This window comes from Sorangium sp. So ce145, from assembly GCF_051525985.1.
GTDB lineage: Bacteria > Myxococcota_A > Polyangia > Polyangiales > Polyangiaceae > Sorangium > Sorangium cellulosum_B.
Map to the genome: position 1 here is coordinate 8,726,858 of NZ_CP150315.1, position 18,809 is coordinate 8,745,666.

The 18,809-nt window shown below is 70.2% G+C and carries 14 protein-coding genes, 1 tRNA gene and 1 pseudogene; 5 read left to right on the top strand and 11 right to left on the bottom strand.

What is annotated here, in order from left to right:
* Positions 1 to 74 precede the first annotated feature (74 nt).
* Together WMF34_RS32335 and WMF34_RS32340 are read right to left on the bottom strand one after the other, a co-directional pair.
* Positions 75 to 560 carry a hypothetical protein gene (locus WMF34_RS32335; RefSeq protein ID WP_012238933.1) on the bottom strand — a complete coding sequence of 162 codons (486 nt, stop codon included), beginning with the start codon at positions 558 to 560 and terminating at the stop codon, positions 75 to 77.
* Positions 524 to 2,713, bottom strand: a complete 2,190-nt coding sequence (locus WMF34_RS32340; RefSeq protein WP_437990225.1) for a serine/threonine-protein kinase — start codon at positions 2,711 to 2,713, stop codon at positions 524 to 526. The genes WMF34_RS32335 and WMF34_RS32340 overlap by 37 nt, the downstream gene beginning before the upstream one ends.
* A 349-nt stretch (positions 2,714 to 3,062) precedes the next feature.
* Between WMF34_RS32340 and WMF34_RS32345 the strand changes: the two genes are divergently transcribed.
* The gene (locus WMF34_RS32345; RefSeq protein ID WP_437990226.1) at positions 3,063 to 4,115 is read left to right on the top strand and encodes a M20/M25/M40 family metallo-hydrolase; all 1,053 of its coding nucleotides are present in this window, start codon (positions 3,063 to 3,065) and stop codon (positions 4,113 to 4,115) included.
* A gap of 156 nt (positions 4,116 to 4,271) precedes the next feature.
* Here the strand turns inward: WMF34_RS32345 and WMF34_RS32350 are convergent, their stop codons facing one another.
* The 4 genes from WMF34_RS32350 to WMF34_RS32365 form a co-directional block, all read right to left on the bottom strand.
* The gene (locus WMF34_RS32350; RefSeq protein WP_437990227.1) at positions 4,272 to 5,060 is read right to left on the bottom strand and encodes an ATP-grasp domain-containing protein; all 789 of its coding nucleotides are present in this window, start codon (positions 5,058 to 5,060) and stop codon (positions 4,272 to 4,274) included.
* A 75-nt stretch (positions 5,061 to 5,135) separates the two neighbouring features.
* A complete protein-coding gene (locus WMF34_RS32355; RefSeq protein ID WP_437990228.1) occupies positions 5,136 to 6,155 on the bottom strand; it encodes an STAS domain-containing protein in 1,020 nt (339 codons plus the stop codon).
* A gap of 371 nt (positions 6,156 to 6,526) precedes the next feature.
* Entirely contained in the window at positions 6,527 to 7,780 is a 1,254-nt protein-coding gene (locus WMF34_RS32360; RefSeq protein WP_437990229.1) for a hypothetical protein, read from the bottom strand.
* A gap of 54 nt (positions 7,781 to 7,834) precedes the next feature.
* Positions 7,835 to 9,007, bottom strand: coding sequence for a cytochrome P450 (locus tag WMF34_RS32365; protein WP_437990230.1), 1,173 nt, complete (start codon positions 9,005 to 9,007; stop codon positions 7,835 to 7,837).
* A 151-nt stretch (positions 9,008 to 9,158) separates the two neighbouring features.
* Between WMF34_RS32365 and WMF34_RS32370 the strand changes: the two genes are divergently transcribed.
* Together WMF34_RS32370 and WMF34_RS32375 are read left to right on the top strand one after the other, a co-directional pair.
* A complete protein-coding gene (locus WMF34_RS32370) occupies positions 9,159 to 10,796 on the top strand; it encodes a sigma 54-interacting transcriptional regulator (protein WP_437990231.1) in 1,638 nt (545 codons plus the stop codon).
* Positions 10,797 to 11,047: 251 nt separating this feature from the next.
* Positions 11,048 to 11,122: transfer RNA gene (locus WMF34_RS32375), tRNA-Gly, on the top strand.
* Positions 11,123 to 11,309: 187 nt separating this feature from the next.
* On the opposite strand, the gene WMF34_RS32380 is transcribed toward WMF34_RS32375, so the two are convergent.
* Genes WMF34_RS32380 through WMF34_RS32390 form a run of 3 tightly spaced genes read right to left on the bottom strand, consistent with a single transcriptional unit; the run spans position 11,310 to position 13,987 of the window.
* Positions 11,310 to 12,329 carry a DUF2891 domain-containing protein gene (locus WMF34_RS32380; RefSeq protein ID WP_437990232.1) on the bottom strand — a complete coding sequence of 340 codons (1,020 nt, stop codon included), beginning with the start codon at positions 12,327 to 12,329 and terminating at the stop codon, positions 11,310 to 11,312.
* Positions 12,330 to 12,341: 12 nt separating this feature from the next.
* On the bottom strand, positions 12,342 to 13,298 hold the full coding sequence (locus tag WMF34_RS32385) for a DUF979 domain-containing protein (protein WP_012238942.1): 957 nt from the start codon (positions 13,296 to 13,298) through the stop codon (positions 12,342 to 12,344).
* Positions 13,295 to 13,987, bottom strand: coding sequence for a DUF969 domain-containing protein (locus WMF34_RS32390; RefSeq protein WP_012238944.1), 693 nt, complete (start codon positions 13,985 to 13,987; stop codon positions 13,295 to 13,297). The genes WMF34_RS32385 and WMF34_RS32390 overlap by 4 nt, the downstream gene beginning before the upstream one ends.
* Positions 13,988 to 14,192: 205 nt before the next feature.
* Between WMF34_RS32390 and WMF34_RS32395 the strand changes: the two genes are divergently transcribed.
* Complete coding sequence (locus WMF34_RS32395; RefSeq protein WP_044966307.1) at positions 14,193 to 14,630, top strand: GNAT family N-acetyltransferase; 438 nt, start codon at positions 14,193 to 14,195, stop codon at positions 14,628 to 14,630.
* Positions 14,631 to 14,682: 52 nt separating this feature from the next.
* On the opposite strand, the gene WMF34_RS32400 is transcribed toward WMF34_RS32395, so the two are convergent.
* Positions 14,683 to 14,817, bottom strand: coding sequence for a hypothetical protein (locus WMF34_RS32400; RefSeq protein ID WP_275935414.1), 135 nt, complete (start codon positions 14,815 to 14,817; stop codon positions 14,683 to 14,685).
* Positions 14,818 to 14,867: 50 nt separating this feature from the next.
* Positions 14,868 to 15,509: pseudogene (locus WMF34_RS32405) on the bottom strand (molybdopterin cofactor-binding domain-containing protein); the annotation flags it as partial.
* Positions 15,510 to 17,443: 1,934 nt separating this feature from the next.
* Between WMF34_RS32405 and WMF34_RS32410 the strand changes: the two are divergent.
* The gene (locus WMF34_RS32410) at positions 17,444 to 17,923 is read left to right on the top strand and encodes a hypothetical protein (protein ID WP_157907053.1); all 480 of its coding nucleotides are present in this window, start codon (positions 17,444 to 17,446) and stop codon (positions 17,921 to 17,923) included.
* Positions 17,924 to 18,809 lie beyond the last annotated feature (886 nt).

Sequence of the window (18,809 nt, forward strand, 5' to 3'; positions counted from 1 at the left end):
CGAGCCGCTCGCGGCGTCCGCGAAGGCCTGCTGGTGCACGATACGCAGGAGCTCGTCCACCAGGTGATGGTGGCCTAATAGCGCTGGCGCAGCAGCGCGGCCTCGGCCTCCGCCTTGGCCCTTTGCGCCTCCTCGGTGGCCTTCATCTCAGCCTGGCGTGCTTCCGCCTCGGACCTCCGCGCCATGTCTCGCGCCCGCCGAGCCTCGCCCGCCGCGATGCGGGCCCTCTCCGCCTCGGCCTCGGCGCGATTCCGGGCCTCGTCAGCCTCCCGCTGCAGCCGTTCGGCACGCCCCCGCTGCGCCTCGCTGTCTTGCCGCGCCGCCTCGCTGTCCTGCCGCGCCGCCTCGCTGTCTTGCCGCGCCGCCTCGCTGTCTTGCCGCGCCTTCTCCGCCGCGCTCCGGGCCGCTTCCTCGCTCGCGAGCGCCTTCTTCAGCGTATCCTCGGCGCTCTGGATCTCGTGGAGCTGCGCCGTGATGACCCGGTTTTGACGGACCACCTTCACGATCCCCGCGCCCGCCGCGATCACCAGGACCGACAGCGCCGCGATGATCCCGGACACCAGGCGTCGCCTCCCGCGCTGCTGCTGATCGGCGAACCGGAGCACCTCGTCCAGATAGAGCCTCTCCCGCTCTGGCAGCTCCCTGCCAGCACCGTATCGGCGTGGCTCGCCAGCGCGCCCGCCACGCCCCCGAGCGCCTCGTAGCTCGCCCGCGTGAGCAGCCGGCGCCCCCGATCGCGCATCTCCCACAGCCGGGCCGCGGTGAACTGCAAGAGCGGCAGCGCGCCGCGCGTCGTCGCCAGCGCGTCGAGGAAGCCCTCGATGATCGCGGGATCCTCGATCTCGTGCCGCGCCGCCTCGATCGGCCGCATCAGCGCCTCACGAAGCCCCTCGCGCCCCATCGGCCGGAGGAACACGAGGCCGCGCGTCATGATGGCCACGAACCGCTCGTGCTCGGCCAGCCGCTCCAGGAAGTCCGCTCGCACGGCCAGGACCACCCGGAGCGGTGAGGAGGCGTCGTCGGCGACCCCCGCGAGGCACGCGAGGAACGCCTCACGCTCGCCAGCCGGCGTGCCGAGCGTGAAGAGCTCCTCGAACTGATCGATGAACAGCAAGAGGCGTCGCTGCGCGCCGTCCGACCACGCGCGCAGCGACGCTCCGAGGAGCCCCGGCTCAGCGCGCAGCCGCCGCTCGACCAGGGCCGTGTCTGCCCCCGCGCTGCCCTGCGGAGCAGCCGCCAGCGGGGCTGCGCTCGGCGTCGCCGCAGCGCGGTTGAACAGGTGCGCGAGCGCTTCCATCGGCTCGCGCCCCGGACGCAGGACGAGCGCCTCCCAGCCCTCCCCGGAGCGCTTGAGCGCGGGGATCACCCCGGCCCGCACGAACGACGACTTCCCCACGCCCGACGCGCCCGCGATCGCGAGCAGCGGCTGGCTCCGGAGGCGCGCCGCCACGCCCGCGAGATCCTGCGCGCGGCCGAAGAAGCGGTCGGCGTCGGCCTCCTGGAACGACGACAGGCCAGCGAACGGGCTGTCGTCGCTGCCGAGGAGGATCTCCCGGCGCCCAGGCAGGAGGGGCAAGAGCTCGGTCAAGAGCTCCTGCGCGGAGGCGAACCGCTCGGATTTCCGCTTGCAGAGGCAGCGATCGATGATCGCGCCAATCGCGCCGAGCTCGGGGTGGTGCGCACCGACAGAGGGCATCGGCTCGTCGAGGAGCGCCACGCCAAAGAGCTTCGCATGGTTCAACGGCGCGAGCGGGTGCGCGCCGATCACGAGCTCGTGGAGCATGATGCCGACCGCCCAGATATCGCTGGACTGGTCGATGTCCTTTCCCTTCCACTGCTCAGGGGACATATAAGGCATCGTGCCGACGACCGCGCCTTCGCCGGTCACGCGCGGCTCCCCGGCGGCCGAGCGCTCCATCGCGAGGGCGAGGCTCGTCTCATCCTCGCGCAGCTTGGCGATGCCGAAATCGACCACCTTGATCGCCCCCGACGCCTCCAGCATGATGTTCTCGGGCTTGAGGTCGCGGTGGATGATGCCGGACGCATGTGCGCCCGAGAGCGCGCGCACGACGGGAACCATCATGTCGACGGCCAGGCTGGGCGGCACCGGCGCCGTCGACGCCTCCTCGCCGGCATTCGCGGGCCTGCGCTGGTTCATCCATGCGCGGAGGCTCTGCCCCTCGATGTACTCGAGCACCATGTACGGATATCCGTCATGCTCGTTCACGTCGTGGATCGTCACGATATGCTCGTGCTTGCAGCGCGCGGTGGCTTGCGCCTCGATCAGGAAGCGCTGTAGACCGCGCCTGCTCAGCCTCGTGAGGAGCTTGATCGCGACGAGACGAGCGAGGCGGGTGTCGCGCGCCAGAAAGACGGTGCCCATGCCGCCCCGTCCGAGCTCGCGCAAGAGCTCGTAGTGGCCGATGCATGCGCCCGCCGAAGGCAGCGGGTCGACCCGGGAGAGCGAGGACGGAGCGCTCGCGCTCATCACCGTGTCGCGGATCATCCCGTGAACGCCGGCCGAAGGGACCTCAACCTTCTCCGAGGCGGCGGCCAGCGCGGCTGCCGGGAGCGCTGCGCCAGCGAGGTCCGTGCTGCCGCGGGCCGTGTCCGCGAACGTGTCGATGCTGGTGCCGGAGCGTCCCGCAGGATCGAGCGGCGCCGCGTCGGACGCTGGACCGATCGCCGCCGGGGAGCTCAGCTCGGTCGACAACTTCCACCGTCCTCACAAAAATGACATTACCATCGGAATATGACGACCACGGCGGCGACCGCACGGACGAGAGCATAGGCGTCCAAGGCGGCCGTGTACATGCGGACCTGTCATGAGATCACTTCCCAGAGGACATGTGCGAGCATACCCTCGTAACCGGCGCCGCACGGACCATCACGATGCCTTCGGCCAGGCGGTCACGTACTTCTTGCGCGCGCGCGAGGTGTGCTGCACGGTTCGCGGCCAGCGGGTCGACGCTGAGCGACTCGACCTCTGGCGCACACGCTGCGTCCAGACCGAGGAGCGCCGAGGGGCCAGCGCGCATCGTTTCTTCTGATCGGAGGTCTACGTGGAGCTGCTCGAGAATTTGCTGTGGCTGTGCAAGATCCCCTCGCCGTCGGGTGAGGAGCGCAACTTGGCCGACGAGCTGGCTCAACGTCTCGCGGCGCTCCCCTCGGCCTCACCGCCGCGCCGTTACGGGGACTCCTTGGTCGCGCCGCTGACGCGAGGGTCGGGAGGCCCCAAGATTCTGCTCGTCGGGCAGCTCGACGTGGCGAACGCAGGGCAACGGGGCGAAGCGCGGACCGAGAACAACCGCGCGCTCGGCGCTGGAGCCGCGGAGAAGAGCGGCCTCTGCCTGATGCTCGATCTGGCCGAGCGCCGGCCGCAGGTGCACGCCGATATCACCCTCGTGTTTCACGCGCGCGGAGCGTGCGGCTTCGACGCGAGCGAGCTCAGGGTGGTCATGAAGCAGGACGCCGAGCTCCGGGGGGCCGACTTCGCCCTGGTGCTCAGGCCCACGGACAACAAGCTCCAGCTCGGCTCGGGAGGCTCGACGCACGCGACGCTGGCGTTTGCAGGCCGCATGGGGCACAGCGGGCTGCCCGGCGCCGGCGTGAACGCGATTCACAAGTTCGCGCGCGTGCTCTCTCAGCTGGCCGCGTTCGAGCCCGTACCCGACGTCGTCGACGGCCTCACCTGGTACGAGATGATGAACGCCACCTCGGCGCACGGGGGCCGCTCCGGCAGCGTCGTGCCGGACCACCTGGAAGTGAACGTGCACCACACGTACGGTCCGAGCACGAGCTCCCATACCTCGCAAGAGCGGCTGATGGCGCTCGTTGACCGCGTGGGGGCCGTCCGGTTCGAGGAGCTCTCCCGTCCGGCGCCGCCGAACCGGAACCACGCGCTCATCGCAGCTCTCGAACAAAGCGGAGTTCAAGGCGTCGAGGCCCGGCAAACCTGGTCGGAAGTGGCAAGCTTCACGACGCTCGGGATCCCGGCGGCGAATTTCGGACCGGGCGCGGAGCGGACGATGCACGCTCTCAACGAGGTGACGGAGCTTTCGGAGCTCGCGCGGGCGCAAACCATCCTCGAGCGCTGGTTCGCCAAGATGACGTGAATTTCGCTGACAGTGTTAGCAAAAAAAAGATTGAACAGGGAGGCGGGGAGGCGGGGAGGAAGAAGAAATGAATTTCTCCCTCTTGCCGTCTCTCGCTCCCCGCCTCCCCGCCTCCCTGTGAACTTCCCGGAAATTCGAGGGGACGCTTCAGATCCCTCACCCGACGCGCCGCAGCCAGCGCAGCTCTTCCTCCGAGACCATCCTGCGCGGCACGGTTGCCCGCTGCAGCACGGGGAGCACCCTTGCCGGGTCGCACCCGCAGATCCCCGAGGCCCAAGCGGGATTCGCCTCGACGACACCCCAGCCCCGCCCTGCCATGCGCCCGACGTCCACGACCACCGCGGGAGGGAGCTCCACGTCGGCGTCGGCGAGCACCGCGCGGATGGACGCGGACGCCGCCTCGACCTCCTCTGAATCCGCCTCCCAGTCGCCCGCCGCGGTGCGCGCGATCTCCCCGCCGCGGATGTAGGGCGAGAGCGCCGCCACCTCGCGCTCCAGCACGAAGCATCGGAACTCCACCTCGAACACCACAGGCTCGCTCACGAGGACGGGCAGATCCAGCGGCAGCCGCGGGTCCGGATCCATCGCGGCGCCGTCCGCGTACACGCGCGCGGGGAACAGCTTCTCATCCGTTGGCTTGATGAACGCAGGCTCACGGAGCGCCAGCGCATCCTCGAGGGTCGTGAGGCGCACGTCGCGAAGGCGGTGGCGCTGGGGCAGGCGGGGCAGCCAGTCGGCGGTCGGCTCGAGCAGCGCGACCTCGAGGTCGTCCATGATGGCGTCGGCGAGAATGGTCTCGCCGTAGAACACCGGGTCGCGCGCCGCGAGGCCCTCGGGGCAGCGGAACGAACGAAGTCGCTCGATGTCCCAGCCGACCGCGAGGGCAGCGCCGAACAGCGCGTTCGAGTCAGGGCTATAGCGCTGCGAGAGGACGAGCGTCGGCACGCGCTCGGATGTAGCACGATCCCCGGCAGCGCGAGCATCGAACGCCCGCTGCCGCTCCTCCGGGCCGGCTGAACTTCAGCGCTCTCGCGGCTCGTCGCGGGGCGCGGGATCCCGCCTCTGGGCGCCGGCGGCGACGGCGCCAGCAACGCTCATGGCGCGATCGCCGTTGCGGCTGGACAACAAGCGCCGGAGCCCGTCCTGGAGACTCGCGACGATGGGGACGCCATCGAAGCCGAGATCGCAGTCGATCAGCAATCTCGCCATGGCCGGCGAGATGCCCGCGATGACACACTGCGCCCCGAGCAACGAGGAAGCGCGCACCGTGTCGCGGAGGTGGCGTGCCCCTTCCGCGTCCATGAACGGCACGCCAGTGACGTCGATGATCACATGCTCCGCCTGGGTGTCCACGATGGCCTGCAGCAGCACCTCGAGGATGCGGGCGGCGCGCTCGGCGTCGATCTGGCCGATGAGCGGCAGCGCGAGGATGCCGTCCCAGAGCCTGAGCACGGGCGTGGACAGCACGGCAATGGCGCGCTTCTGCTCCTCGCTCACGCGGAGCTGCTCCTCGAGCCGCTGGGTCCGCTCGGCGATCGCGGCCTCGAGCTGCGCCGTCTGAGCCCGCAGCTCGTCCTCCGACTGCTTGAGCTCGCCGACGTCCACGTGAATCTGCAGCACTTCGGCCACGTTGCCCTCAGCGTCGCTGATGGGATGGAGCGAGGAGGCGACCCAGCGGGCCATTCCCTTCTGGAGCGTGTCTGCCTGGACCGGATCGTAGCGAATGGTGGGCAACGCCGTGGCCTCGCCCCGCAAGAACGCCCGCTCGACGAGGGGCATCGACCCATTCGCGGATACCTGCTCGTCCTTCAGCAACCGCCACCCGGCGACATCCCGGAGACTCAAGCTCCAGAGCTGCTCCCACCGACGATTCACCTCGAGCACGCGGCTCTCGCCATCGTAGATCATCATGCTCACGATGCCCCCGTCGAGCAGGGCCTTGTAGCGGCGCGCAGGGGCCTCCAGCTCGGCGACGCGTCGGCGCAGCGCATCGATCTCACGCTCGAGCTCGGTGATCGTCGGAGTTGTCTTCTGTTCCATGTTCTTTCGGTCCGCGTGCTCCGTGACGAGCATCCTCCCCGGAAAAGACGGCCTCGGTGTGGGCTGGGTCGCGTCCGACGAGCGCGCCGCGGGCGCGCGTTGATGACGTGACGGCCCACGCCGACAGGAGGCCCGCTGCGTTGTATCTCCGGTCGCGGCGAGCTTCAACCCGGCGGACGTCTGCTGGATGAGGAGCTCACTTGCATCGCTGATCACGACGGCGCGGCGGATCCAACTGTCCAGCTCGGCAAAGTCCGGCCAGGTTCCCGGGCTCGTCACACCATGGGATTACCGAGGATGCCTCAACCCGCGTCGGGTTGTCGGTTGTCGCCTCAACCCGCGTCGAGCTCACAGACCCGATCGGGTCCGGCTCAGGGCGACCCCTGCTTCGCGCACGGGTCTGCCGCCGCGGCCGCGCTGCGGCCCTCCCAGAGACGAGCGAGCGGGCTCCTCGGTTCGAGCGCGCCCGCGCCGGCGAGCGCGGCCCACGTCAGGATGGGGCCGTCGCCCTCGAGCACCCGCAGCGGCGGCGGATATCCGGTCGCGGCGAGCTTCAGCCCGGCGGGCGTCGGCAGGAGGAGCAGATCCGGGTTGTCGAGGCTCACGCGCTCCCGCAGCAGCTCGAGCACGAACGCGTCGCCGTCGGCAAACGGCGCGAGGCAGCGCTCCAGCAAGGGCCGCAGGGCCTTCTTCGACGCGGCGGACCGGTCGAGCAGCTGGGTCACGGGCGCGCCCGTGCGCACGTCGAGCACCTGCCAGCGCTCGGGCCCTGGATCCCAGGGGTGCGTGCTGCCCTCGTACCGCATCGCATCGTGGGAGCGGACCGCGAGCAGCCCCTTCTCGTTGAGGGAGATCTCGAAGGTGCGCGATGCGGCCATTCGCTCGCCCGTCTTGCACGCGCGCAAACTCGCCTCGTCCCCCTGCCCGAACACCCACGCGCCGCTCTCGAGCGCGCGGTTGAGGGCCGCCTCGCTCTTCGCCGTCGCGGCGCCGAAGATCTCGGGCCAGGCGAGCTCCTCGCCGCACGCCTCGCCGGGCTCGAAGGGGATCCCGAGCCCGTCGGATGGGCCATCGGGGTTCGGCCGCGGCGGGAAGCGGCGCGCCCTCTTCTTCGTGGCCACGAGCAGCACATCGCGCGCGCCGACCGAGGCGAGGTCGAACGGCAGCGAGGCGCCCCGCGGGCTCGTCCACGTCCCGATGAGGTGGCCGTCTGCCCGGCAGGTGCCCGCGAACTGGCCCGTCGGGCGCGCCGGGTTGCCCTCGACGAGCGCGAGCTCACCGGCGTCGGTGACAGACCCGGCCAGCGGGATGTCGACGCCGACGTGGGCATAGAAGTAACGGCCCCGCACGGTACCTCCGTCGCGCTCGATCCGCGCAAAGACCTCGAGCTTCGGCCCGATCGTGCCGTGGAAGCCGCGCTCCAGCGCACAGGCGCTCTGCGGCGCCGGCGCGGCGCTCGCGGCAGGCGCTGGCGCGACGCCCACGGCCGGCGCCGGCGGAGACGGCGCCGCGGGGGCCGCCGCCTTGGCCACGGCGGGAGAAGCGTTCGCGGCAGGCGAGGGCGCGGCCGCCGGGCCGCACGCCGGGAGAGCGAACACCAGCGGCAGGAACGCTCGATATCGCATGGACAGCCATTGTGCAGAACAGGACCTGACAAGTCCCCTCATTTCGTTGGCATGTCAGGCCGGCCTGAAGCGGAGCGGGAGCGACACGGGGCCACGCACGGTGAGCGTGCGGTTGTAGGGGATCTCGCCGGGCGCGCGGGTCACCTCGCCGATCCTCGGGACCAGGACCTCGAGCGCGACCTTCGCTTCCATCCGCGCCAGCGCCGCGCCAAGGCAGAAGTGCGCGCCGTGCCCGAAGGTCAGGCTCGGCTGCCCGCGGTGCAGATCGAACCGATCGGGATCCGTGAAGCGCAGCTCGTCGCGGTTCGCCGAGCCGACAAGGGCCAGCACGAGCGAGCCCGCGGGGATCGTCACGCCGGCCAGCGCGACGTCCGACGTCGTGAGCCGGGGGACGGACTGGGTCGGGCCGTCATAACGCATCATCTCCTCGATGAACCTCGGGATGAGCTGCGGCGAGGCGCGCAGCCGCTCGAGCTCCGCGGGGCGCTCCGCGAGCAGGAGCATCGAGCTGCCGAGGAAGTGGGTCGTGGTCTCGAGGCCGCCGCCGAGGATGCTGACGAGCAGATCGATGATCTCGCGGTCCCCGAGGAGCTCGCCGGCGCGGGCGAGCTCGCTCACGAGGTCGTCGGAGGGCGATCGCCTGCGGGCCGCGATGACGTCGGCCATGTACCGGTCGAGCTCCGCGATCGTGGCGCGGACGCGGGCGGCGTGCTCGGCGCTCGCCGGCTCGGGCGTCACGGACAGGAGGTCGTCCATCCACCGCTTGAAGTGCGGCTCGAGCGCGTGATCCAGGCCGAGCAGCTCGCTGATCACGAACGCCGGCAGCGGCGCCGCGGCCGCGGCGATGAAGTCGACCTCGCCGTCGAGGCGGCCCGCGAGCCGCTCGCACAGATCCCGGGCCCGCTGCTCGATGCGCGCGATCGCCGGCGCCCCGAACGCCCGGCTCACCAGGCCGCGGAGCCGCGCGTGATCCGGGCCATCCATCGCCAGGATCGAGCTCGCGAGCGGGTTGTGCCCCACCCACGCCGGCTGCCAGGCGGCCCGGAACCCCTGGGACGAGAACCGCTCCGGGCTCCGGAGGACCGTGGCGACATCGGCGTACCGGCTCACAGCCCACATCCCGCCAGGATCCACCTGGCAGACCGGCGCCTCGCGGCGCATCGCCGCGTACGGCGTATAAGGATCCGCCCGGAAGGCGGGTGTCATGATGTCCACGCGTTCGCTCATGCGAAGAGACCTCCCGCGACGGCCCCGAGCACACGCCGGGCCCGCGCGGGAGAGGCCGCTTTCCACGGGAGATCCGCGGCTCGTCCGTGGCGCTTCGCGAGCCCGCCGGTCAGGGTGACCGGTCACTCCTGTCGCCTTGAAAGGTCGTCCCATGCGCGCAGCCGATCTCGACATCCGGAAGCTGCTCGACGTCGACGCGCGTGGCGGCGTCGTCCGCTTCGCCGGGGAGCGCGCGGTCATCCTCGACGCCGGGGCGCTCGGGACGCTGCGCGAGGAGCTCGTCCGGCTCGCGGGGTACGCGGGGGCGCGCGCCGTGCTCACGCGCTTCGGCGTCGAGCACGGCGCCCGGATGGCGGAGGCGATGGTGTCCCGGCTCCCCTGGGACAGCGAGGCCGAGCTGCACGGCGCGGGGGCCCTGCTCCACACGCTGCAGGGCTTCATCCGGCTCGCGCCCGGGGACACGACGCCCCTCGCCTCGCGCGGCGCCACGCTGCTCTCGTCGTACGAGGCCGAACAGCACCTCCTGCACCTCGGCCGCGCGGATGAGCCGGTCTGCTGGATGCTCGCCGGCATCGCGAGCGGCTACATGACCCGGGCGACGGGCGAGGCGGTCTACGTCATCGAGGATCGGTGCATCGGCCGGGGCGACGACGTCTGCCACTTCCAGGGCCGGACGCGCGCCGCGTGGGGCGCCGCGCTCGCGGAGCACCTGCCGTTCTTCCGCGAGAGCGCGCTCGACCCGTGGCTCGGCCAGCCCACGCAGCCCGCGCCGCCCCGGAGGGTGACGGGGCGCGCGCTCGGCGCGAAGGCGAGCGCCCTGCCCTTCGCCGCGCCGCGGGGCGAGCCGCCGACCCCGCTCGTCGCGGAGAGCCCGGCGATGCGGCGGGCCCTCGACCGCGCGCGGCGGGTCGCGCCGGTGGACTCGACGATCCTGCTCACGGGCGAGAGCGGCGCCGGGAAAGAGCGGGTGGCGCGGCTCATCCACGGCGCGTCGGCGCGCGCCGCGGGCCCGTTCGTCGCCGTCAACTGCGCGGCGATCACCGAGACGCTGCTGGAGAGCGAGCTCTTCGGGCACGCGCGCGGCTCGTTCACCGGCGCGACCCACGACCGCGCCGGGCTGTTCGAGGCGGCGCGCGGGGGCACGCTGCTGCTCGACGAGGTCGGCGAGGCCCCGCCCGGGGTGCAGGCGAAGCTCCTCCGCGCGCTCCAGGAGCGGCAGGTGCGCCGCGTCGGCGAGAACACGAGCCGCCCCGTCGACGCCCGGATCCTCGCGGCGACGAACCGCGATCTCGCGGCCGACGCCGCGGCGGGCCGCTTCCGGCGGGACCTCTACTACCGGCTGCGGGTCATCGAGATACGCCTTCCGCCGCTCCGCGAGCGCCGGGAGGACGTCCTGCCGCTCGCGCGGGCGCTGCTCGGGGCGGCGGCACGCAGGCTCGACCGGCCTGTCGCGCGCTTCACGCCGGAGGCCGAAGGCGCGCTGGAGCGCCACGGGTGGCCCGGCAACGTGCGCGAGCTGGAGAACGCCGTGGAGCACGCGGTCGCCCTGGCGCGGGGCGGCTCCGCCGATCTGGAGGACCTTCCGGACGACGTCCGCGGCGCCGCGCCGACCGGCGGCGAGGCGGGCGAGGCGCCGGCCGCGTGGACGCTGGAGGGCGTCGAGCGGCGCGCGATCCTCGCGGCGCTCGAGCGGCACGGCGGCAACCAGGCCCGCGCCGCCGCGGAGCTCGGGATCGGCGCGTCGACGCTCTACCGGAAGCTCAGGAGGTACGCCCGCGGCGCGGGGTAGAGGCGTGCGAGGTGTCCCCTCGACGACAACCGGGCCCCGCCGGTGCCGGAACCCGGAAAACCATGGGGCCCAGCTCCCCGTTCCCGAGAAGCTCCACGACCACGCACATCGGTGCTTGACTAGGGCGACGTCGGTTGGTACTCCTCCGCGCCCATCGACGGAAACGACCTCCTCGGAGGTCCCGGCGCGCTCAGCCTCATCGCTGTTCACGCCGCACGAGAGTGGTTTCCTGAGCGTTGGGATCTCCGTTTGCGGGAGTAACTCAGTGGTAGAGTGCAACCTTGCCAAGGTTGACGTCGCGGGTTCAAATCCCGTCTCCCGCTCCACGACATAGACGCTGCAACACCGGCCGCCGCTGAGCACCGCTCCGCGTCCTTGTAGCGGGGTGCAGATTCGTGTGATACGCGCTCAGCCGCTAGGCAGGCGAGTGAGGCGTACGAAAGTACGCCGCAGCGAGCCGAACGACGCGGATGAGCCCGTAGCGCACGAAGATGCGCCCCGCTTCGCGGCGCGTCAATCGACGCCCTCGCCCAGCGCGAGGAGGGCGAAGGTCGCCAGCCAGTGCTCGCCCATGTAATCGCCGGCGAGGTGCGGCAGGCTGGCGTCGAGGTGCCGCTCCGCCGCGTCGAGGGCGCGGGCGCGGACCGCGTCCCCTTCGGGCAGCGCCGCGGCGAGCGAGCGCCAGCACCAGGCGCGGCTCAGGTTGAGCCCGTCGAGGTGGGCGATCTTGCCGTCGCTGCGATCGCTGACCGTCGCGGGCTCGAACAGGGTCGCGGGCTCGCCGCGCGCGGCCCGCGGCAGGAACCGCGCGAACCAGCCGCGGAACTCCGGTCCGGGCAGGGCCCGGCGCATGCACTCGGCCTCCACGAGGGCGGGCGAGAGGAAGTCGTCCTGCGAGGGCTCCCACGCCTGGCAGTCCGCGTCGCGGCCGTACCAGGCGCGGGCGGCCTCGGCGCAGCGCAGCGACAGCCGCTCGTCGCCCTTCACGGCGGCGTACTCCTGCGCGAGCGCGAGCGCGAAGGCGCTGTTCGTGTGCGCGCCGGCGCGGACCGGATACGTGGCCCTGGGCAGGTACTCGAGGAGCCGCCGGGCGAACGCGTCGCCGAGCGGGGCCAGCGCGGCCGACCAGCGCCGCCCCTCCTCGGTCTCGTACCGCGAGAGCTCTGCCGCCAGCATCAGCAGCCACGCCCACCCATAAGGCCTCTCGAAGCCGCGGCTCGACGGCCGCTGCAGATAGGCCAGCTCGCCGGCGACCTTCTCGCCCGTGAGCTGCGCGTCGAGCAGCCCGCGGACCGGCGCGGCGCCGGGCACGCCGGGGAAGAGGCGGTGGATCCGCGCGAGGAGCCAGTGGCCGTGAACGCACGAGTGCCAGTCGAAGCTGCCGTAGAAGATGGGATGCAGATCGCGCGGGCCCTTCACGTCCTCGGGGCCGGCCATGACGTGATCGAGCTTGTTCGGATACTCCCGCGTCACGTGCCCGAGCGCGATGGCGGCGAGACGCGAGGCGATGTCCGGTGTCAGGGCGTGCGTCATGCGATGGCGACCTCAGCGCCGGAAGGCGAGCAGGTACATGAGGAGCGTGTTCCCGATCAGCAGGAGCAGCGCGGTGGGGAGCTGGACCTTGATCACGCCGTCGCGATCGGGCAATCCGAGCAGGGCCGCCGGGACGATGTTGAAGTTCGCGGCCATGGGGGTCATCAGCGTCCCGCAGAAGCCGGACAGCATGCCGATGGCGCTCATGATCGCCGGGTCGCCGCCGAGCCGGCGCACGATCAGAGGGAGCCCCACGGCCGCCGTCATGACGGGAAACGCCGCGAAGGCGTTCCCCATGATCACCGTGAACATCGCCATGCCCACGGTATACGCCGCTACCGCGGCGAGGCGGTCGCCGCTCGGGAGCGCGCTCCCGGCCAGCTCGCCGACCACGTCCCCCACGCCCGCGGCCGCGAACACGACCCCGAGCGCGGCCAAGAGCTGGGGCAAGATCGCCGCCCAGCCCACGATGTCGAGCAGGCGCCGGCCTTCCTGCAGAGGCGCGAGCGGCGGCGGGCGCAACCAGGCCACGGAGACCACGAGCGCCAGCACCACGCCGAGGGCGAGCGAGATCAGCGTCGCCTGCTTCGGGTCGAGCAAGTGCGCTCCGCGGATCTCGACCCGCTTGAGGACCAGCGCGCCCAGGAGGGCGGTCGTCGGGATGATCAGCGCCGGGACGAAAAGAAGATCGCCGCGCCGCTCGGCGCTGGCGCGCCGCTCCTCGGGTGTCGTGGTGGCGGGGCGCCCCTGGCCCAGGCCCCGGACGCCCGCGAGGAGCACGAGCGAGATCACGAGCGCCCCGTTGCCGAGATCCCCGAGGCGCGAGCCGAAGAGGAAGCTCATCGCCAGGAGACCCCAGAACAGGGTGTTCTTCCATCGCCTCGAGTTCTCGCGGTCGACCGCGCTCAGGACGGCCGACGCCGCGAAGAACAGCCCTCCCACGACGTAGACGACATCGAGCGTGATCATTCGGCCGCCTTCCCCGCGCCCGCGCGGGCGAGTTCGCGGTGGAGCCGCCGGTCGAGCAGGAGGAGCCGGGTCCCGTGGATCAGGAGCGCCAGCACGGCCGTGGGGATGGCCCAGACCGACAGCTGGAGCGGCTCCACGAAGATGCCGTTTTGCTCGAGGAATGCCTTGATCAGCAGGATGGACGCGATGGCGAGGAAGATGTCCTCTCCGAAGAACAGCGCCACGTTGTCGGCCGCCGCCGCCGAGGCGCGGATCAGCCAGCGCGTCCTGTCCGGCAGCGGTCCGTACCGGTTCTCCGCCACCGCCTCGGCCATGGGCGCGATCAGCGGGCGGACCATCTGCGCGTGGCCGCCGAGCGAGGTCAGGCCGAGCGCCGCGCTGAGCTGCCGCACCGCGAAGTACACGAGCAGGATGCGCCCGGTCGTGGCCGTCTTCACCCGCGAGATCAGCGCGCGCGCTCGCTCCTGGAGGCCCGATCGCTCGAGGAGGCCGATGACCGGCAGGACGAGCCAGACGAGGCTCACATAGCGGTTGTCGTTGAACGCCTTGCCCAGGACGGAGATCCCCGCGACGAGTCCCATCCCCGCGGAGAGGCTGGTCACGATGGCGGCCGCCGCGACGACCAGGAGCGGATGGATCCGGGCGATAAAGCCGACGACCACGACCGCGACCCCGAGGAACGTGAGCATGCTTCTTCCCCCGTGTTCGCAGCCACCCTGGCACGCCGGCGACGGCATCGCCCATGAGCGCGCGCAGCGCAGCGCGGCCGGCCGCCTCTCCTTGACGCCGGCCGGCGCCTCGGATGGCCTGCCTCGAGGCGACGGACACAGCGGTCGCCGGCAAGGCCACGAGGGCTCGGCCCCGCAGCCTGCAGCTCAATGGAGGATCGCCAGCGTGGACCACCAGACCAACGAAGAACTCGTCATCTCGTCGGACAAATCGCGTCTCGACCTCGATCTGATCCACACCGTCCTCGCCTCTGCCTACTGGAGCAAGGGCATTCCTCGGGCGGTGGTCGAGAGGGCGATCGAGGCATCGCTCTGCTTCGGCGTCTACAAGGCGGGCGCGCAGATCGGGTTCGCCCGGGTGATCACCGACCAGGCGACGTTCGCGTACCTGGACGACGTGTTCATCGTCCAGGCGGAGCAACGAAAGGGGTACGGGAAAGCGCTGATCGCCCACGTCACCGAGGCGCTCGGCCGGCTCCGGTTGCGGCGGACGTTGCTCGCCACCGCGGACGCGCACGGGCTCTACCGGCAGTTCGGCTTCACGCCCCTCGCGAAGCCGGACAACTTCATGGAGATCAACATCAAGGACATCTATCAACAGTAGGGCAAAAGGGGGACATCGTGAGCAGCGGCGCGCTGCCCGGCCCGAAGCTCCGTCACAACCCCAGGCGCCGCAGCGGGAGCTCCCGGGCGCGCGTCTTCGTCAAGGCGAACACCGCTTTCGCGATCGCGGGCGCCACCGGCGGCACCCCGGGCTCCCCGACACCCCCGGGCGGGGCGTCGCTCTTCACGATCTCCACATGGATCCGCGCCGGCACCTCCGTGCTCCGCACCACCCCCGCAGCTCGGCGGGCGTGGCCTTGCGGGCAGGGCCGAGCACCTCGAGCAGCACCTCGCGCGGATCCGCCTGCCGCGCGTGCGCGATCTCGTCGATGAAGCTCTGCACCGCGAAGGCGTGGAAGATGTTGCAGACCGACCTGAGCCACCCGATCCGCACGTGCGCCGGCGCGTCGCACGCCTCGGCGCGGACGTTCGGGGCCGAGAGCGCGAGATCGAACACGCCGAGGCCGAGCGCGTTCTCGCTCGGGGTCTTCACCTTCGCGTCGAACGTCGACGGGATCGGCGGGAACGCCGTCCGGTGCAGCCACGCCGTCACCTTGCCGCTCGCGTCGAGCCCCGCCGTGAGGTGCTGCGCGCTGACGGCATGGAAGTAGCCGTTTTGCACGTCGTCCTCGCGGGTCCACTGCACGCGCACCGGCGCGCCCAGCTCGCGCGCGAGCAGCGCCGCCTCGGCGTCGTAGTCCGGCTTGGACTTCCGGCCGAAGCCGCCGCCGAGGAACGTCACGTGCACGGTGACCTTGCCCTCGTCGACGCCGAGCGCCCGCGCCACCTCGGTCCGCGCCGCCTGCGGGTTCTGCGTCGGCGCCCACACCTCGCAGCCGCCCGCGTCGACCTTCGCCACCGCCGAGGGCGGCTCCATGGCCGGCGGATAGGACAAGCAATCGCGTTCCGCAAAGTCAAGATTCTCGGAGCCGCTCCTGACGCGTGCAGTCCGACGGTACGAGCTCATTGACAGAACGGACCTTGCGATCAGGCAGGTCTTCCACGCCTGAAACGCCTGGGATTACCGCGACGTAGCACCAAGCGGAAGGCATCCTACCGTATAGCTGTACCCTACTGGCGCCCGGGACGGCCTTCTTATCGACGAGCCAAAATTCTCAACTTTTCTTTGACGCCCGAATCACACCCGGAAAAACTGTTAGCGACCCCACGCGGCGCGTGTCGGGGCTCGGTCGGGGGACCTTCACCACCATGTCGATGCGCTCACAAGGCAACGTCTGCCTGCTTTGCGCATGTGCGCTCGTCCTTGTTCCGGCGTCGGCGCAGGCACTCGAGTTCAGCAGTGGTGTGAGCGTGGGCGGGATCCAGATCGGGACCGAACCCAAGCTGGCCGTGAGCCCCTTCGCCGGCTGGCTCTGGCGAAAAGAGAGGGACTTCCGGATCGAAGTTCACAACATGCTCAGCGTCATTCCGGGGACACGCGTAGGGGTCTACGATCGAACGGCGGTTACCGTTGGGTACGTCACAAAAACGGGCAACGTCAGCCTTGGTCCATCCCTGTCGCTCTACTCGATGCCTGTATGCGGTGCCGTGATCTGTGACCGCGTGATGGGGCTTGCTCCAGGCGGGCGCGCACAGTCCGACTGGTACTTCGCTGGGCGCCTGGGGGCATCTACGAGCCTCAACGTGGACTGGGCTGGCGGGAGCAGTCGTGTTCTTCCTGGCAGCGTGGTCGTGATGGTAACTGCTGGGCCTATCTGGAGATTCGGGGGAGATTCTAAATGAGCAAGCTGTTGGCTGTTCTATGCTTCGGTCTAGCTGGGTGCAACTTTGATGTCGGTGATTGCTACCTCAGGAGTGAGGGAGAAAGCGGCGCCGGCGGCATCATCATCACCGCAACAGGGGCCGGCGGTTACGGGTTCGGCCCGACAGGGTCGGGAGGCTTCGGGCCTGTATTGGAGCCGCAGGGCATCGAACCACCTCCTCCAGAGTGCAACATCGCGACCCAGAGCCCATGCCACGAGAAGTGCCAGGCGGACCACGATGCGGCTTCTGTTGCGTGTGGCAAATCTGACAGCGAAGCCCAGCGAAGTGCATGCAGTGATAGCGCTTACGCGAATTATCGTAGCTGTCGGGAGAGCTGTCAGCGCGCGGAAAACAAGGATTGTGACGATAAGTACCAGGATTGTGTCGATAACGGGCCGACGTCATGCCGAAGGAAGAGCGCCGGCAAGACGGTGTGTCAGCGTTGTTGGGAGCGGTGTAACGCCGGAGATTCTCCATCGGACGTATGCCGCGGCTGCAAATTCTGAGGTTCCGAAGATGATTCATATTGCTACATCTGCGGAAATTGGGAAGGCGGTCCGGCGCGGGCTTCGCGTCCCTGTGGCGTTCGTGCCCGACAACTTGCTGGTAGGGCCATGCGCCTCGGATCCCGAGGTCCACTGTCAGCGGCGCTATGATTTCTGGGGATTTCGTGGGCGGGAAGGAACGCGATTTCGTGCATCGTTTCGTGAGATGCTCGGGGCGGTCCAGTCGCGCAAGCGGGTAGTCGCTTGGACGTCGCGGTTGTGGAGCGACGCGGTGGCGCTGTGGGGTCTCTGCGCGTGGAGACTTCACCAACGGCCCGGGCAACCGGATATAGAGATCGTCATCCTGGGCGACGCGACGGAGGCCGGGTTTGGGTGTGGAAGCATCCGCCTGACGCCGGCCGACGCGCGCCGATGTCAGGACGACGCGCGCGCGCTCTCTCTGACGCGCGCCCAGGAGATGGCGCGCTGTTGGCGAAAGGTGTCCGGTCGATCTCCTGTTCTGTCGGCCGTGGGGGGGCGCGCCGGTCGATGGAGTAAGGACCTCGTGGAGCTGAGCACCTATCAGGCGGGATTCTTTCCTCGGATGGACGGGCGCGCACTGGCTCTATCTCGGTTCGATGAGCTGCTGTTCTCATGTCTCGACAAACAGTGGTCGACGCCCGTGAACGTGTTTGTTCGACGTTCATCGGCTGGCGACGAGTTGCGTAAGTGGTTAACCCACACCGGCGACGTCTTCCTTGCCATGCGGCTGCGCCAGTGGGCCGGGCACCGTGGGGACAAGGCCGCCCTGGAGAGCGAGCCCTGTCAGCCTGAAAACTTCATGAAAGAGGCCCGCTACAGATTGTCGGACGCTGGCGACGAAATCCAGCGAGCTGGTCTTGCAGAAATTGGCCAAGGAGCACCGCTGCCGGTTTGGGGTGTCACGGCGTACGATCCGCTGGCTCCTTGGGTCGCGGTGGACGACGACACAGATCATCAGCGCATCCAGCGACTTGAAGAGCGCGCCGCGCAGGGCGTGGAGTGATGCGCTAACGCGTACGTGGGCCCAGACCCATGGGCGGATAGGACAAGCAAACGCGTTCCGCAAAGTCAAGATTCTCGGAGCCGTTCCTGACTCGTGCAGTCCGACGGTACGAGCTCATTGACAGAACGGGCCTTGCGATCAGGCAGGTCTTCCACGCCTGAAACGCCTGGGATTACCGCGACGTAGCACCAAGCGGAAGGCATCCTACCGTATAGCTGTACCCTACTGACCTCGTCCAAGCGGCCGCCGTCGCGGTTCGCGGCGCGTCGTGATGGCCGGCGCACGCACCTCAGGGCAGACCTCCCCCGGCCACGTCGTCGAGCAGCGTCCCTCCCTGTCGGTTTCGTCACGCGGGGTCCGCCGGGTACCGCGCGCGGCACTCCAGCGGCTCGGCGAACAGACCGAGGTGGCTCAAGATCTTCCTCGCCGTCGCCTTGTCCGTGATCGCGGCCATGAGTCGCATCCGTCCGCTCCATCGCGGGCACGCGAGAACATCTACGGCGTAAGTCCGCCGCAAAAGCTTCGCCCATTCGACGCGAGGCGACGTCGCCAGAAGGAGCCCATCCAGCAGCCGATCAAGGTGCCGGACCGAGATCCCCTCCGACACGAATTCAACATCAGCCCACGGCAGCACAGCGCCCAGCGCAGTCGACCCCCGCTCGCGCTCGACCGCGCCATGCACCATCGTCAGCAGCGCCCCAACCGCCACGTCCCGAGCTCCTCGCTCCGACACTGCCGACGGCGCCGCCTCGCCTCGCTCGTCTCCTCTGCGCGACGGCTTCTCCATGCCTCTCGCCGGCCCCTTCGGCGCCTGCCTCGTCGGCATGGGCGTGTTCGTCGTCTTCTTGTCATCGCTGCCCGCGCTATCAGCTCCGGCGCGCTGCTC